The organism is Paraburkholderia sp. SIMBA_054, assembly GCF_046534875.1.
GTDB lineage: Bacteria > Pseudomonadota > Gammaproteobacteria > Burkholderiales > Burkholderiaceae > Paraburkholderia > Paraburkholderia hospita.
This window is the reverse complement of the sequence record NZ_JAWRXV010000015.1, coordinates 124,517-137,518: the sequence shown is the minus strand read 5'-3', so window position 1 is coordinate 137,518 and position 13,002 is coordinate 124,517. Positions and strand designations below refer to the sequence as shown.

Sequence of the window (13,002 nt, the reverse complement as noted above, 5' to 3'; positions counted from 1 at the left end):
CAAGTGGCAGCGCACGTCGTGTGCGCGTCACGCACATTTGAACTCATCGAATTGGGGACGATATGAAATTTGCGTTCGTTTTTCCGGGGCAGGGCTCGCAGTCGGTCGGCATGCTCAACGCGTTCGCCGACAATGCGATCGTGCGCGAAACCCTCCAGGAAGCGTCCGACGCGCTCGACCAGGACCTCGGCAAGCTGATCGCCGAAGGCCCGGCCGAAGACCTGAACCTCACCACCAATACCCAACCTGTGATGCTGACGGCTGCTTACGCGATCTTTCGCGCATGGCAGGCGGCAGGCGGTCCTGCGCCTACAATCGTGGCCGGCCATAGCCTGGGCGAATACACGGCGCTCGTCGCCGCTGGCGCGCTGAAGTTCCGCGACGCTGTGCCGCTCGTGCGTTTCCGCGCGCAGGCGATGCAGAACGCGGTGCCCGTCGGTCAGGGCGGCATGGCCGCGATTCTCGGCCTCGACGATGACACCGTGCGCGAAGTGTGCAAGGAAGCATCCGTGGCGGGTGTCGTCGAAGCCGTCAACTTCAATGCGCCCGCGCAGGTCGTGATCGCGGGTCACAAGGCGGCCGTTGAGAAGGCGTGCGAAGTCGCCAAGGCGAAGGGCGCGAAACGCGCGCTGCCGCTGCCCGTATCCGCGCCGTTCCATTCGTCGCTGCTCAAGCCCGCGTCGGATCAGCTGCGCGAGTATCTGGCGAGCGTCGACGTGCAGGTGCCGTCCATTCCCGTCGTCAATAACGTCGATGTGGCCATCGTCAACGAGCCGGCTGGCATCAAGGATGCGCTGGTACGTCAGGCGGCCGGCGCTGTGCGCTGGGTCGAATGCGTGCAGTCGATCGGCAAGCAGGGCGTTACGCACGTGATCGAATGCGGTCCGGGCAAGGTGCTCGCGGGGTTGACCAAGCGTATCGACGGCAATCTGGTCGGCGCGTCGATCGTCGATCCGGCTTCGCTAGACGAAGTGGTAAAAGTCGTCACGGCCTGAACGTCTGGTTGAAGGCAGCAAAGAATTGAACAGCCCTGCATGTGCAGGGCACTGTGGAAAGCTACGATGGAAAAGACTCTCGATAAACAGATTGCGATCGTAACGGGCGCTTCGCGTGGCATCGGCCGCGCAATCGCGATCGAACTCGCGCGTCAGGGCGCGACGGTGATCGGCACGGCAACGAGCGAAAGCGGCGCGAATGCGATCACGGAAGCGTTCAAGGCCGAAGGTCTGAACGGCCGCGGCGCAGTGCTCAACGTCAACGACGCGGCGGCGGCCGAAGCGCTGATCGACGGCACGGTGAAGGAATTCGGCGTGCTCAACGTGCTGGTGAACAACGCGGGCATCACGCAAGACCAACTCGCGATGCGCATGAAGGACGACGACTGGGACGCCGTCATCGACACGAACCTGAAGTCGGTGTTCCGTCTGTCGCGCGCAGTGCTGCGCCCGATGATGAAGGCGCGCGGCGGCCGCATCATCAACATCACGTCGGTGGTCGGTTCGGCGGGCAATCCTGGGCAGGTGAACTACGCCGCAGCGAAAGCGGGCGTGGCGGGCATGACGCGTGCGCTCGCTCGTGAAATTGGCAGCCGCGGCATCACGGTGAACTGTGTCGCGCCGGGTTTCATCGACACCGACATGACCAAGACGCTGCCCGAAGAACAGCAAACCGCGCTGAAGGCGCAGATTCCGCTCGGCCGTCTCGGCAGCCCGGAAGATATCGCACACGCCGTGACGTTCCTCGCATCGCCGCAGGCCGGTTATATCACCGGCACGACGTTGCACGTGAACGGCGGCATGTATATGTCGTAATCGAATTCGGTTACTATCCGCGCCTTGAAGCCATTCGAAGTGCGGATTTAAACGGCTCTACAGCAACCTTGTGCGTCGCTTTTTTACAGATGCAAACCTGATAAAATGCGCGCACCTGTATTTATGAACTTTTTTCCCTTGGAGGGGTAATGGACAATATCGAACAGCGCGTCAAGAAGATCGTTGCAGAACAACTCGGTGTTGCCGAAGCGGAAATCAAGAACGAAGCATCGTTCGTGAACGACCTCGGCGCTGACTCGCTCGACACGGTCGAGCTGGTGATGGCTCTCGAAGACGAATTCGGCATGGAAATTCCGGATGAAGAAGCCGAGAAGATCACGACGGTTCAGCAAGCGATCGACTACGCTCGCGCTAACGTCAAGGCCTAAGGCCATTCGCGCCTGGCCGGTTGCTTCGGCTGCTGTGAAAAACGCAGCGTCCGTCGTACCGGCGGCCCTGTCGCGCCGCCCGTCGGTGCAACGAGGGCAGGCGTCAATGCCGATGCGCATGCGCGCAAGCCTGACGGCGTCGTTCAAGGCGCACTGGCCGATGCAGCAAAGGTCGGCTCTTTCGCCATTGCGCTTACTGGTGCATGTTCTGGCGTCACCGCCAGTGCACCGGTCAGCGTATTCGTCAGCGCCCTGGTCAGCGCGATCGTCAGGTTAAACAGCCACAGGGCTCACAGGGCACTTTCCTGTACGCTGCTGTGGCTTTTGTTTTGTCATCTATGGAAAAGGGGTTACCGTGAGCCGTCGTCGTGTTGTTGTTACAGGCCTGGGGCTTATTTCGCCTGTTGGCAATAATGTTGCCGACGGCTGGGCCAATCTGGTCGCCGGCAAGTCCGGCATCGCCAACGTCACGAAGTTCGACGCGTCGAACTTCTCCACGCGTTTTGCCGGCGAGGTGAAAGGCTTCAATATCGAAGACTACATCCCCGCCAAGGAAGCGCGCCACATGGATACGTTCATCCACTACGGCGTGGCTGCAGGCTTCCAGGCGATGAAGGACAGCGGGCTCGAAATCACCGAAGCGAACGCGGAGCGTGTCGGCGTGGTGGTCGGTTCGGGCATCGGCGGCCTGCCGATGATCGAAGTCACGCAAACGGAACTGCTGAACCGCGGCCCGCGCCGTATTTCGCCGTTCTTCGTGCCTGCGTCGATTATCAACATGATCTCCGGCCATCTGTCGATCAAATTCGGTCTCAAGGGCCCGAACCTGTCGATGGTGACGGCATGCACGACGGGTCTGCATTGCATCGGCGAGGCCTCGCGCCTGATCGAATACGGCGACGCCGACGTGATGATCGCGGGCGGCGCGGAATCGACCGTTTCGCCGCTGGGTATCGGCGGCTTTGCGGCGGCGCGCGCGCTGTCGCAGCGTAACGATGATCCGGCGACGGCGAGCCGTCCGTGGGACAAGGACCGCGACGGTTTCGTGCTCGGCGAGGGCGCGGGCGTGATGGTGCTCGAAGAGTACGAACACGCGAAGGCGCGCGGCGCGAAGATCTACGCGGAAGTCAGCGGCTACGGCATGAGTGGCGACGCGTATCACATGACGGCGCCGTTGGAAGACGGCGACGGCGCACGCCGCTGCATGCTCGCGGCGATGAAAAACGCGGGCGTTAACCCTGACTCGGTGAACTACCTGAACGCGCACGGCACGTCGACGCCGCTTGGCGACCTGGCTGAAACCACGGGCATCAAGCGCGCATTCGGCGATCACTCGAAGAAGATCGTCGTGAACTCTACGAAGTCGATGACGGGTCACCTGTTGGGTGGCGCGGGCGGCCTGGAGTCGGTGTTCACGGTGCTGGCCGTGCATCATCAGGTGTCGCCGCCGACCATCAACATCTTCAACCAGGACCCGGAATGCGATCTCGACTACTGCGCGAACACCGCGCGGGAGATGAAGATCGATGTCGCGCTGAAGAACTCGTTCGGGTTCGGCGGCACGAACGGCACGCTGGTTTTCAAGCGCTTCTAAGCATTTGACGGCGATAGCGTCGCTGCCGGCTACGTCGGCGCATGCTTCCGATACCGCAGTGAACGGCGGACCCTCGCAGCGCATAGCGTTGCGGCGGTCCGCCGCGTTGTATCTGGCGACGGCTCTTTTCATCGCTTTTGCCGTGGCGGCTGTCTGCATGACGATTGCGCCTCGCTTCGGCGTTGCCTGGACGGTTGTGGGTGCCGCGGCCGTGTTCGCGATTCTGGCGGCGTCAGCGGCCCGTCATGCGCGCAATCAGCCGGGCGCCCTTAAAATCGGGCCGGAAGGACTGTCTGTCTGGAACCGGGCGGGAATATTACGCGCTCAGGGCCGTATCGTTGGATGCAGCCAGTGGAGCGACAGCCTGCTGATGCTGTGGCTCAAGGAAGATGGCGGTAAGCTGCATCGGCTTCTGATCGCGGCCGACATGGCCGGGCGCGGCGCTTTTCGCGAGATCGCCGTACTGGCGAGACACAGCGCGCACGTCTGAACGCGGGCCTGGCGGGGCGGGCCGGGCGCCTTGGCTGTAAAGACTGTAACGGCTGTTACGGGCGTAACGTGCCGCGGTGGAGGGGACGCTACAATGGTGCCCCGCTACACGCGCAAAAGTTAACGGATTTATCAGGTGAGCGAAAAAGAAATAGATCAGGTGCTGGTTGAGCGCGTCCAGAATGGCGACAAGGCCGCGTTCGAGCTGCTGGTCGCCAAGTACCACCGCAAGATCATCCGCCTGATCTCGCGCCTCGTGCGGGATCCCGCTGAGGTCGAGGATGTGGCCCAGGATGCCTTCATCAAGGCATACCGGGCGCTGCCCCAATTCCGCGGCGAGTCCGCGTTCTATACGTGGTTGTACCGGATTGCCGTCAACACGGCCAAGAATTACCTTGCGACCCAGGGCCGGCGAGCGCCCACTTCGACGGAAGCAGATGCAGAAGAAGCTGAAACTTTCTCGGACGCCGACCAACTAAGGGATATCAACACGCCCGAGTCGATGTTGATGAGCAAACAGATCGCTGAGACTGTCAATGCTGCGATGGCGGTTTTACCGGAAGAACTGCGCACCGCCATAACTCTTCGTGAAATTGAAGGTCTGAGCTACGAGGAAATCGCTGAAATGATGGGTTGCCCGATCGGCACCGTCAGATCAAGAATTTTCCGCGCTCGTGAGGCCATTGCGGCAAAATTGCGTCCGCTGCTTGACACACCCGAAGGCAAGCGCTGGTAGCAGCTGTTCGACACAGCAGCCAGCCGGTCCTCGCGGACAGCGGCGCAGTCTCTGGGTTAAGTGGTGTCACTACGGGGTGTCTGTAAAGATGGGGAGCATCATGGGGTCGGTTTCGATGCCAATGCAATCGAATGCGCAAGCGAACTCGCAAGGCGAGCGTCTGTCGGCTTTTGTCGACGGCGAACTGCTCGACGGCGAGCATCCAAACACAATTCTGGCCGCGCTGGGTCGTGAAGACTGCGCGACATGGTCGTGCTATCACCTGATCGGGGACGCACTGCGTTCCGACGATCTGGCCGTCAGCCCGGCAACGAGCAGCGCGTTTCTGAACGGTTTCGCGGCCCGCTTCGAAAGCGAGGCGCATGTGCTGGCGCCGATTTCCGTGCCGGCAACGCGCCGTCTGCTGGCGCTGCGCCGCCGGGTGATCCCGGCGTTCGCTGTGGCGGCTGCCGCCGCGACGCTGACGTGGATCGTGATGCCGCAGCTCTCGGGCGTCGGTACGGGCGTGACGCAGGTCGCCTCGGTGGCGCCGCATGGGGACTCGGTGCAGCGCGTGGCGATGGCCTCGATGCCCGCCGCGACCACGGCTCAAGCCAATGGATCGGACGGCAACATCATCCGTGACGCGAGCCTCGACCAATATCTGGAAGCGCATCAACAGTTCGGCCTTCAACCCGTTGTATCGGGTTCGATGCCGTTGCTCCGCGCGGCTTCTCTGACCACGCAGGGCCACTAGTCTGATGCAGAGTCTGCGGTTGAAAAAAACGACTATCTGGGGGCGGCTGCCGGCATTTCTGTTCTGTGCAGCCGTGATGTTGTCCGCCACGTCGCGCACCTACGCGCAAACCGACGACTCTGCCACCCGGCACAGCGCGGCGGAACTGTTGAACCGGGTTCATCAGGCTGCGCAGCAGCAGAACTACGAAGGCACGTTCCTCTATCAGCGCGGCAACTTCGTGCAGTCGTCGCGTATTGCCCACTACGCGACGCGTAACGACGGCGAGTTCGAATCGCTCGAAAGCCTCGACGGCGCGCCGCGCAAGATCCTGCGCCACAACGACGAGCTGTACACGTTCGTGCCGGAGCGGCATCTGTGCGTCGTCGAAAAACGGCAGAACAAGGACTCGTTCCCGGCGCTGATGTCGGCGAGCGGCGAGCAGGTCCTGACCGTCTACGAGCCGAAGATGCTAGGCACGGACCGCGTGGCGGGCGTCGACAGCCAGGTCATCGAACTCGATCCGAAAGACGCGAACCGCTTCGCCTACAAGCTGTGGGCCGATACGAAAACGGGGCTGCTGCTACGCGCGCAGACGCTCGACCCGAGCGGTCAGGTGCTCGAGCAGATGTCGTTTTCGCAGATTCGCATCGGTGTGCCCGTGGACAAGGCGCCGATCGCCAGCGGTATTAAAAACACGTCGGGCTGGACGGTGGTACGCCCGCCCGTCGAGCCTGTCGATATGGAAGCGCAGGGCTGGCAGGTCACGTCTCCCGTCGCGGGTTTCCGCAAGATTCGCGAGCTGCGCCGGCCGATGGCGGCGCACGATCCATCCAATCCGCCCATTCCCGTCGACCAGATGGTGTTCTCTGACGGTCTCGCCGCGATTTCGATCTTCGTCGAGCCGGTCGAAAAGAGCACCCGCAAGGAAGGCGCGGGAAGTAGCGGCGCGACGCACGTGCTGGTCAAGCGGCGCGGCGATTTCTGGATCACCTTGCTCGGGGAAGTGCCTCAGACCACGTTGCAGCAATTTGCGGCTGCCATAGAATACAAGCCTTCCAGGTAATCCTTCGGTCCCCTACGACATGACGATTCTTTCGGTGCGCAAATTCTTCGCGGCCGCAGTACTGGTGGCTTGCCTGCCCCTCGCGCCGCATGCGGCGTCGGCGGCGCCTGCTGCCAATCTGCCCGATTTCACCGATCTGGTCGACAAGGTCGGGCCGGCCGTCGTCAACATCCGCACCACGGCGCGCGTCACCAATACCACGCGGGGCTTGCCGCCCGGCATGGACGACGGCGACATGTCGGAGTTTTTCCGGCGTTTCTTCGGCATTCCGATGCCTAACTCCCCGCAGTCGCCGCAGTCGCCGCAATCGCCGGGTACGCCGAATTCTCCGAATTCGCCGCGTGGCGGCAACAGCGACCAGGACCAGGCGCCGGATAGCGGCGGCAGCGATTCCGAGCAGAACAGCGGCGTCGGCTCGGGCTTCATCCTGTCGGCGGATGGCTACGTGATGACCAACGCGCACGTGATCGATGACGCGGACACGATTTACGTCACGCTCACCGACAAGCGCGAGTTCAAGGCCAAGCTGATTGGCGTCGACGACCGCACGGACGTGGCCGTCGTGAAGATCAACGCGACGAATCTGCCGACCGTGCCGATCGGCGATTCGAACAAGGTGCGCGTCGGCGAATGGGTCGTCGCGATCGGTTCGCCGTTCGGTCTCGAGAACACGGTGACTGCGGGTATCGTCAGCGCGAAGGGGCGCGACACGGGCGACTATCTGCCGTTCATCCAGACCGACGTCGCCGTGAATCCCGGCAACTCGGGCGGCCCGCTGATCAACATGCAGGGCGAGGTGATCGGTATCAACTCGCAGATTTATAGCCGCACGGGCGGTTTCATGGGCATCTCGTTCGCGATTCCCATCGACGAAGCGATGCGCGTGGCCGAGCAGCTGAAAACGTCGGGCAAGGTTACACGTGGCCGGATTGCCGTCGCGATCGGCGAAGTGACGAAGGACGTGGCCGATTCGCTCGGTCTGCCGAAAGCGCAGGGCGCGCTCGTCAGCAGCGTCGAGCCGGGCGGTCCGGCGGATAAGGCTGGCGTGCAGCCGGGTGACATCATCCTGAAGTTCAACGGCCACAATGTGGATACGGCGACCGACCTGCCGCGCATGGTCGGTGACACCAAGCCGGGCACGAAGGCGACGATCACGCTGTGGCGCAAGGGCCAGACGCGCGAATTGCCTGTGACTGTGGCCGAAATGCAGCCCGACAAGACGGCGAAGGTCGACCCGAAGAAGGCGCCGACGCCGAAGCCGCGCGCATCGAACGCGCTGGGCGTGGCCGTCAGCGACATTCCGGCCGACCAGATGAAGACGCTCAAGCTGCGCAACGGCGTCCAGGTCGATGCCGTCGACGGTCCGGCCGCGCGTGTCGGCCTGCAGCGCGGCGATATCATTCTGCGTGTCGGCGACACGGACGTCACGAGCGCGAAGCAGTTCGACGAAGTGACTGCGCATCTCGACCCGTCGAAGATGGTCGCGCTGCTGGTCCGTCGCGGCGAAAACACGCAGTTCGTGCCCGTTCGCCCGCGCGCGCCGCAGAAGTAAGCGACGTGGTCAACGCGGTGGCATCGCTCACGCTCTACGGACGCGCGTGGTGCCACCTCTGCGACGACATGCGCGCCGCGCTCGCGCCTTTGCTGGCAGAGTTCGGCGCGCAACTCGAAGTGATCGACATCGACGCCGATCCTTCGCTCGAAGCGCGCTACAACGATTGGGTTCCCGTGCTGGTTCATGAGGGCGTCGAGTTGTGTCATTACCATCTCGACGAAGCGCGGGTCCGTGTGGCGCTGGCGGGGCATCACGCAACGCCGCCACGGTGAACACAGCCGACGCGCTATCGAACCTGCAGGCCGAAAGCGGGCGGCCAGATAGCACGAATAACGCCCGCTACCCGTAAGTCCCGCCCGCCGACCCCCTTTTCGGCTAAAATAGATAGGTTTTTCACTTACTTACAAGGCGTGCTCCGCTATCGTCAGAGCGCGCCTTTTTCGCTTGATCGGCACTGAATGGATCATATTCGTAACTTTTCGATCATTGCGCACATCGACCATGGCAAGTCGACGCTCGCCGATCGCATCATCCAGCTTTGCGGCGGTCTGTCGGACCGCGAGATGGAATCGCAGGTCCTCGACTCGATGGACCTCGAACGCGAGCGTGGCATCACCATCAAGGCACAAACTGCCGCGCTGTCGTACCGCGCGCGCGACGGCAAGCTGTACAACCTGAACATGATCGACACGCCCGGGCACGTCGACTTCTCGTACGAAGTCAGCCGTTCGCTCTCCGCGTGTGAAGGCGCGCTGCTGGTCGTCGACGCGAGTCAGGGCGTCGAGGCGCAAACGGTCGCCAACTGCTACACGGCCATCGAACTGGGCGTGGAAGTTGTGCCCGTGCTCAACAAGATCGACCTGCCGGCCGCGAACCCCGAAAACGCAATCACCGAGATCGAAGACGTGATCGGCATCGACGCCACCGACGCCACGCATTGCAGCGCGAAGACGGGCTTGGGCGTCCAGGATGTGCTCGAAGCGCTGATCGCGAAAGTGCCACCGCCGAAGGGCAGCACGGACGAGCCGCTGCAGGCGCTGATCATCGACTCGTGGTTCGATAACTACGTCGGCGTCGTGATGCTGGTGCGTATCGTCAACGGTACGCTGCGTCCGAAAGACAAGATCCGGATGATGGCGACGGGCGCCGAATATCCCGTCGAACACGTCGGCGTGTTCACGCCGAAATCGAAGAATCTGGAAGAGCTGTCGGCAGGGCAGGTGGGTTTCATCATCGCCGGCATCAAGGAACTGACGGCGGCGAAGGTCGGCGACACCGTCACCATCGTCAAGCGTCCGGCAGCCGAACCGCTGCCCGGCTTCAAGGAAGTGAAGCCGCAGGTGTTCGCCGGTCTCTACCCCGTTGAAGCGAACCAGTACGACGCGCTGCGCGAATCGCTGGAAAAACTCAAGCTCAACGACGCTTCGCTGATGTACGAGCCGGAAGTGTCCCAGGCGCTCGGCTTCGGTTTCCGTTGCGGCTTCCTCGGTCTGTTGCACATGGAGATCGTCCAGGAGCGGCTGGAGCGCGAGTTCGACATGGATCTGATCACCACCGCGCCGACCGTGGTCTATGAAGTCGTGCAGCGTGACGGCTCGATCATGACGGTCGAGAATCCGGCGAAGATGCCGGACCCGTCGAAGATCGAAGAAGTGCGCGAGCCGATCGTCACCGTGAACCTGTACATGCCGCAAGACTATGTCGGCGCGGTGATTACGCTGTGCACGCAAAAGCGCGGCTCGCAGATCAACATGCAGTACCACGGCCGCCAGGTTCAGCTGACGTACGAGATCCCGATGGGCGAAATCGTGCTCGACTTCTTTGACCGGTTGAAGTCGGTGTCGCGCGGCTACGCGTCGATGGACTACGAGTTCAAGGAATATCGCGCGTCGGACGTCGTGAAGGTCGACATGCTGATCAACGGCGACAAGGTCGACGCGTTGTCGGTGATCGTTCACCGTTCTCAGAGCCAATATCGCGGCCGCGAAGTCGCTGCGAAGATGCGTGAAATCATTCCGCGTCAAATGTATGACGTCGCCATCCAGGCAACCATCGGCGCGCACATCATTGCGCGCGAGAACATCAAAGCACTTCGTAAGAACGTTCTGGCAAAGTGCTACGGCGGCGACATTACGCGTAAGAAGAAGCTGTTGGAAAAGCAGAAGGAAGGTAAGAAGCGGATGAAGCAGGTCGGCTCCGTCGAGATTCCGCAAGAGGCTTTCCTCGCGATTCTGCGCGTCGAAGACAAATAAGACTAAGAACTGGAACCTTATGAATTTTGCGCTGATTCTTTTTGTGCTCGTGATCTTTACGGGCGTGGCATGGGTCGCGGACAAACTGGTTTTCCTGCCAAAGCGGCGCCGCGCGGCGGAAGCCGCCGTCGCCGAGTTCGACAATCAGCAGGCACGCGTCGGCGAACGCTTCGCCGATGAGAATGCGCCCGCCACACGCGCGCGCCTGCGTGACGAAAAGCTTCGCCAGCCGTGGTGGCTCGAATACACGGCGAGTTTTTTCCCGGTGATTCTCGTCGTGTTCGTCGTGCGTTCGTTCGTCGTCGAGCCGTTCAAGATTCCGTCTGGTTCGATGGTGCCGACGCTGCTCGTCGGCGACTTCATCCTCGTCAACAAGTTTGATTACGGCATCCGTCTGCCCATCACGAATACGAAGGTCACGGAAGGCCGTCCGCTGCAACGTGGCGATGTCGTCGTGTTCCGCTATCCGAAGGATGAATCGGTCGACTATATCAAGCGCGTGATCGGCCTGCCTGGCGACGTCGTCTCGTACGAGGACAAGCAGCTCACGATCAACGGCAAGCCCGTGCCCGAAACACCGCTGCCCGATTACTTCGATGAAGAGCGCATCGGCTACGCAAAGCAGTTCGAAGAAGACCTCGACGGGCGCAAGAACCGCATTCTCAATAACCCGGCCGTGCCGCCGTTCATCGTCGGCGCGGAAGACTTCCCTTATCGAGATAACTGCAAGTACGACGCACGCGGTGTCACGTGCAAGGTGCCGCCGGGTAACTACTTCATGATGGGCGACAACCGCGACAACAGTGCCGACAGCCGCTATTGGGGCTTCGCACCGGACAAGAACATCGTCGGTCGCGCGTTCTTCATCTGGATGAACTTCAGCAATTTGAAACGCATCGGCGGCTTCCATTGATCGCCACTCGCGCATCGCAAGACGATGCGCGCTGAACCCGCGCAACACGTCGCGCATCGAGCGCGACGTGTTATCACGCTACTTTAACAACGCGCGGTAACGTCGCTACAACACGCTTTTTCGGCGCCGGGGCTGCGAGGCTCACACTCTCCGCCCCGTGGTGCGCCCGCGTTATACTCTGCACATGCCCCTATCTCCGTTGGAAAGCCGTTTGCGCTACGAATTTCGCAATGCGGAATTGTTGCGTCAGGCTTTAACTCACCGCAGTCACAGTGCCACGCATAACGAGCGGCTGGAATTTCTCGGCGACTCCGTTCTGAATTGCGCGGTGGCTGCGCTTTTGTTCCAACGTTTCGGGAAGCTGGACGAGGGTGATCTGTCCCGCGTTCGCGCGAATCTGGTCAAGCAACAGTCGCTGTACGAGATTGCTCAGGCCCTGAATATTTCCGAGAGCCTGCGGCTCGGCGAAGGCGAATTGCGCAGCGGCGGTTTCCGCCGCCCGTCGATTCTCGCTGACACGCTGGAAGCCATTCTGGGCGCGATCTTTCTCGATAGCGGGTTCGACGCGGCTCAGACGGTCATCAAGCGCCTGTACGTGCCGATTCTCGATCACATCGACCCACGCACCCTCGGCAAGGATGCCAAGACCTTGCTGCAAGAGTATCTGCAAGGCCACAAGATTCCGTTGCCGACTTATACCGTCGTCGCCACGCATGGTGCGGCGCACAATCAGCAGTTCGAAGTCGAGTGCACCGTGCCGAAGCTGGACGTAAAGGTTTCCGGTTCAGGCGCGAGCCGTCGTGCTGCCGAGCAGGCCGCGGCGAAGAAGGCGCTCGACGAGGTGATGGCGGCGGCGCCCGCCATGGTGGCCAAGCCGAAGCGCTCGAAGAGCGCGCGCGCGGCCAAGCAGGCCGAGTCCGAAATCGTGCCGGGCGTGACAGGCGTTCAGGCGGCGCTCGATCTGCGTGCGCCCGATACGCGCAGGTCAGATAGAGCCTCACGCGCCGCCGAGGCGAAGCCGGTGACGCCCGAGGTGCCGTCGGCGGGACAGGTGGCTGCGGCGGCGCCGCTCGCGGTCATACGCGCGGCGCATGTCGAGTACAGCCAGGAATCCGCGAGCGGCGACAAGGCCGAGCGCGCCACGCGCGTGGCAGACAAACCGGAAACGGTATTGAAACTGGCCGACCGTCCGGCAGAGCGCCAAAGCCAGGACAAGCCCGACACGCCGGCGCGTGCAGTGGAAAAGACGCCTGAGAAGCCTGTCGAAAAATCGGCTGACAAGGCGTCGGACAAACCCGCCGACAAATCTGCGGAAAAGCACGCCGAAAAACCCGACACCAACACTCGCGGCGCGGACAAAACCGCGTCGCGCGCCCGCGAGGCCGCTCCCGGCGCAAGCGCGGGCGATCTCGAACCCGGCGTCGCCGGCGCGGTGCACACCCGCGTGGCCGATGCCGGTCATTGAACGCTATACGACGTGGA

At 62.2% G+C, this 13,002-nt stretch carries 13 protein-coding genes; all 13 read left to right on the top strand.

Annotation, left to right across the window (positions count from 1 at the left end; all coding sequences use genetic code 11):
* Positions 1-62 precede the first annotated feature (62 nt).
* The 13 genes from fabD to rnc all read left to right on the top strand — a co-directional run bounded on the left by fabD (position 63) and on the right by rnc (position 12,985).
* Positions 63-995: an ACP S-malonyltransferase gene (gene fabD / locus SB822_RS19955; protein ID WP_090835776.1), complete on the top strand. Its 933-nt coding sequence runs from the start codon at positions 63-65 to the stop codon at positions 993-995.
* Between the two features lie 66 nt (positions 996-1,061).
* Positions 1,062-1,811, top strand: a complete 750-nt coding sequence (gene fabG / locus SB822_RS19950; RefSeq protein ID WP_009770780.1) for a 3-oxoacyl-ACP reductase FabG — start codon at positions 1,062-1,064, stop codon at positions 1,809-1,811.
* A gap of 149 nt (positions 1,812-1,960) precedes the next feature.
* Complete coding sequence (acpP, locus tag SB822_RS19945) at positions 1,961-2,200, top strand: acyl carrier protein (protein ID WP_004197638.1); 240 nt, start codon at positions 1,961-1,963, stop codon at positions 2,198-2,200.
* A gap of 355 nt (positions 2,201-2,555) precedes the next feature.
* On the top strand, positions 2,556-3,794 hold the full coding sequence (fabF, locus tag SB822_RS19940; RefSeq protein WP_090835775.1) for a beta-ketoacyl-ACP synthase II: 1,239 nt from the start codon (positions 2,556-2,558) through the stop codon (positions 3,792-3,794).
* 58 nt (positions 3,795-3,852) lie between these two features.
* A complete protein-coding gene (locus SB822_RS19935) occupies positions 3,853-4,284 on the top strand; it encodes a protein YgfX (RefSeq protein WP_322789365.1) in 432 nt (143 codons plus the stop codon).
* A gap of 135 nt (positions 4,285-4,419) precedes the next feature.
* Positions 4,420-5,019: an RNA polymerase sigma factor RpoE gene (gene rpoE / locus SB822_RS19930; protein ID WP_007734577.1), complete on the top strand. Its 600-nt coding sequence runs from the start codon at positions 4,420-4,422 to the stop codon at positions 5,017-5,019.
* 100 nt (positions 5,020-5,119) lie between these two features.
* Entirely contained in the window at positions 5,120-5,755 is a 636-nt protein-coding gene (locus tag SB822_RS19925; RefSeq protein WP_090835774.1) for a sigma-E factor negative regulatory protein, read from the top strand.
* A gap of 4 nt (positions 5,756-5,759) precedes the next feature.
* Entirely contained in the window at positions 5,760-6,800 is a 1,041-nt protein-coding gene (locus SB822_RS19920; protein WP_079500006.1) for a MucB/RseB C-terminal domain-containing protein, read from the top strand.
* A 19-nt stretch (positions 6,801-6,819) separates the two neighbouring features.
* The gene (locus tag SB822_RS19915; protein ID WP_090835773.1) at positions 6,820-8,352 is read left to right on the top strand and encodes a DegQ family serine endoprotease; all 1,533 of its coding nucleotides are present in this window, start codon (positions 6,820-6,822) and stop codon (positions 8,350-8,352) included.
* Positions 8,353-8,357: 5 nt separating this feature from the next.
* A complete protein-coding gene (locus tag SB822_RS19910; protein WP_090835772.1) occupies positions 8,358-8,627 on the top strand; it encodes a glutaredoxin family protein in 270 nt (89 codons plus the stop codon).
* 186 nt (positions 8,628-8,813) lie between these two features.
* Positions 8,814-10,607: a translation elongation factor 4 gene (gene lepA / locus SB822_RS19905; protein ID WP_103153671.1), complete on the top strand. Its 1,794-nt coding sequence runs from the start codon at positions 8,814-8,816 to the stop codon at positions 10,605-10,607.
* A gap of 19 nt (positions 10,608-10,626) precedes the next feature.
* Entirely contained in the window at positions 10,627-11,520 is an 894-nt protein-coding gene (lepB, locus tag SB822_RS19900) for a signal peptidase I (RefSeq protein ID WP_007734561.1), read from the top strand.
* Positions 11,521-11,704: 184 nt separating this feature from the next.
* Entirely contained in the window at positions 11,705-12,985 is a 1,281-nt protein-coding gene (gene rnc / locus SB822_RS19895; RefSeq protein ID WP_090835769.1) for a ribonuclease III, read from the top strand.
* Positions 12,986-13,002 lie beyond the last annotated feature (17 nt).

Bases quoted from the DNA above. Each gene is read 5' to 3' on its own strand.
- fabG (WP_009770780.1), top strand. From the start codon at position 1,062: ATGGAAAAGACTCTCGATAAACAGATTGCGATCGTAACGGGCGCTTCG.
- SB822_RS19915 (WP_090835773.1), top strand. From the start codon at position 6,820: ATGACGATTCTTTCGGTGCGCAAATTCTTCGCGGCCGCAGTACTGGTG.
- lepB (WP_007734561.1), top strand. From the start codon at position 10,627: ATGAATTTTGCGCTGATTCTTTTTGTGCTCGTGATCTTTACGGGCGTG.
- SB822_RS19920 (WP_079500006.1), top strand. From the start codon at position 5,760: ATGCAGAGTCTGCGGTTGAAAAAAACGACTATCTGGGGGCGGCTGCCG.
- lepA (WP_103153671.1), top strand. From the start codon at position 8,814: ATGGATCATATTCGTAACTTTTCGATCATTGCGCACATCGACCATGGC.
- SB822_RS19925 (WP_090835774.1), top strand. From the start codon at position 5,120: ATGGGGTCGGTTTCGATGCCAATGCAATCGAATGCGCAAGCGAACTCG.
- rnc (WP_090835769.1), top strand. From the start codon at position 11,705: ATGCCCCTATCTCCGTTGGAAAGCCGTTTGCGCTACGAATTTCGCAAT.
- acpP (WP_004197638.1), top strand. From the start codon at position 1,961: ATGGACAATATCGAACAGCGCGTCAAGAAGATCGTTGCAGAACAACTC.
- fabD (WP_090835776.1), top strand. From the start codon at position 63: ATGAAATTTGCGTTCGTTTTTCCGGGGCAGGGCTCGCAGTCGGTCGGC.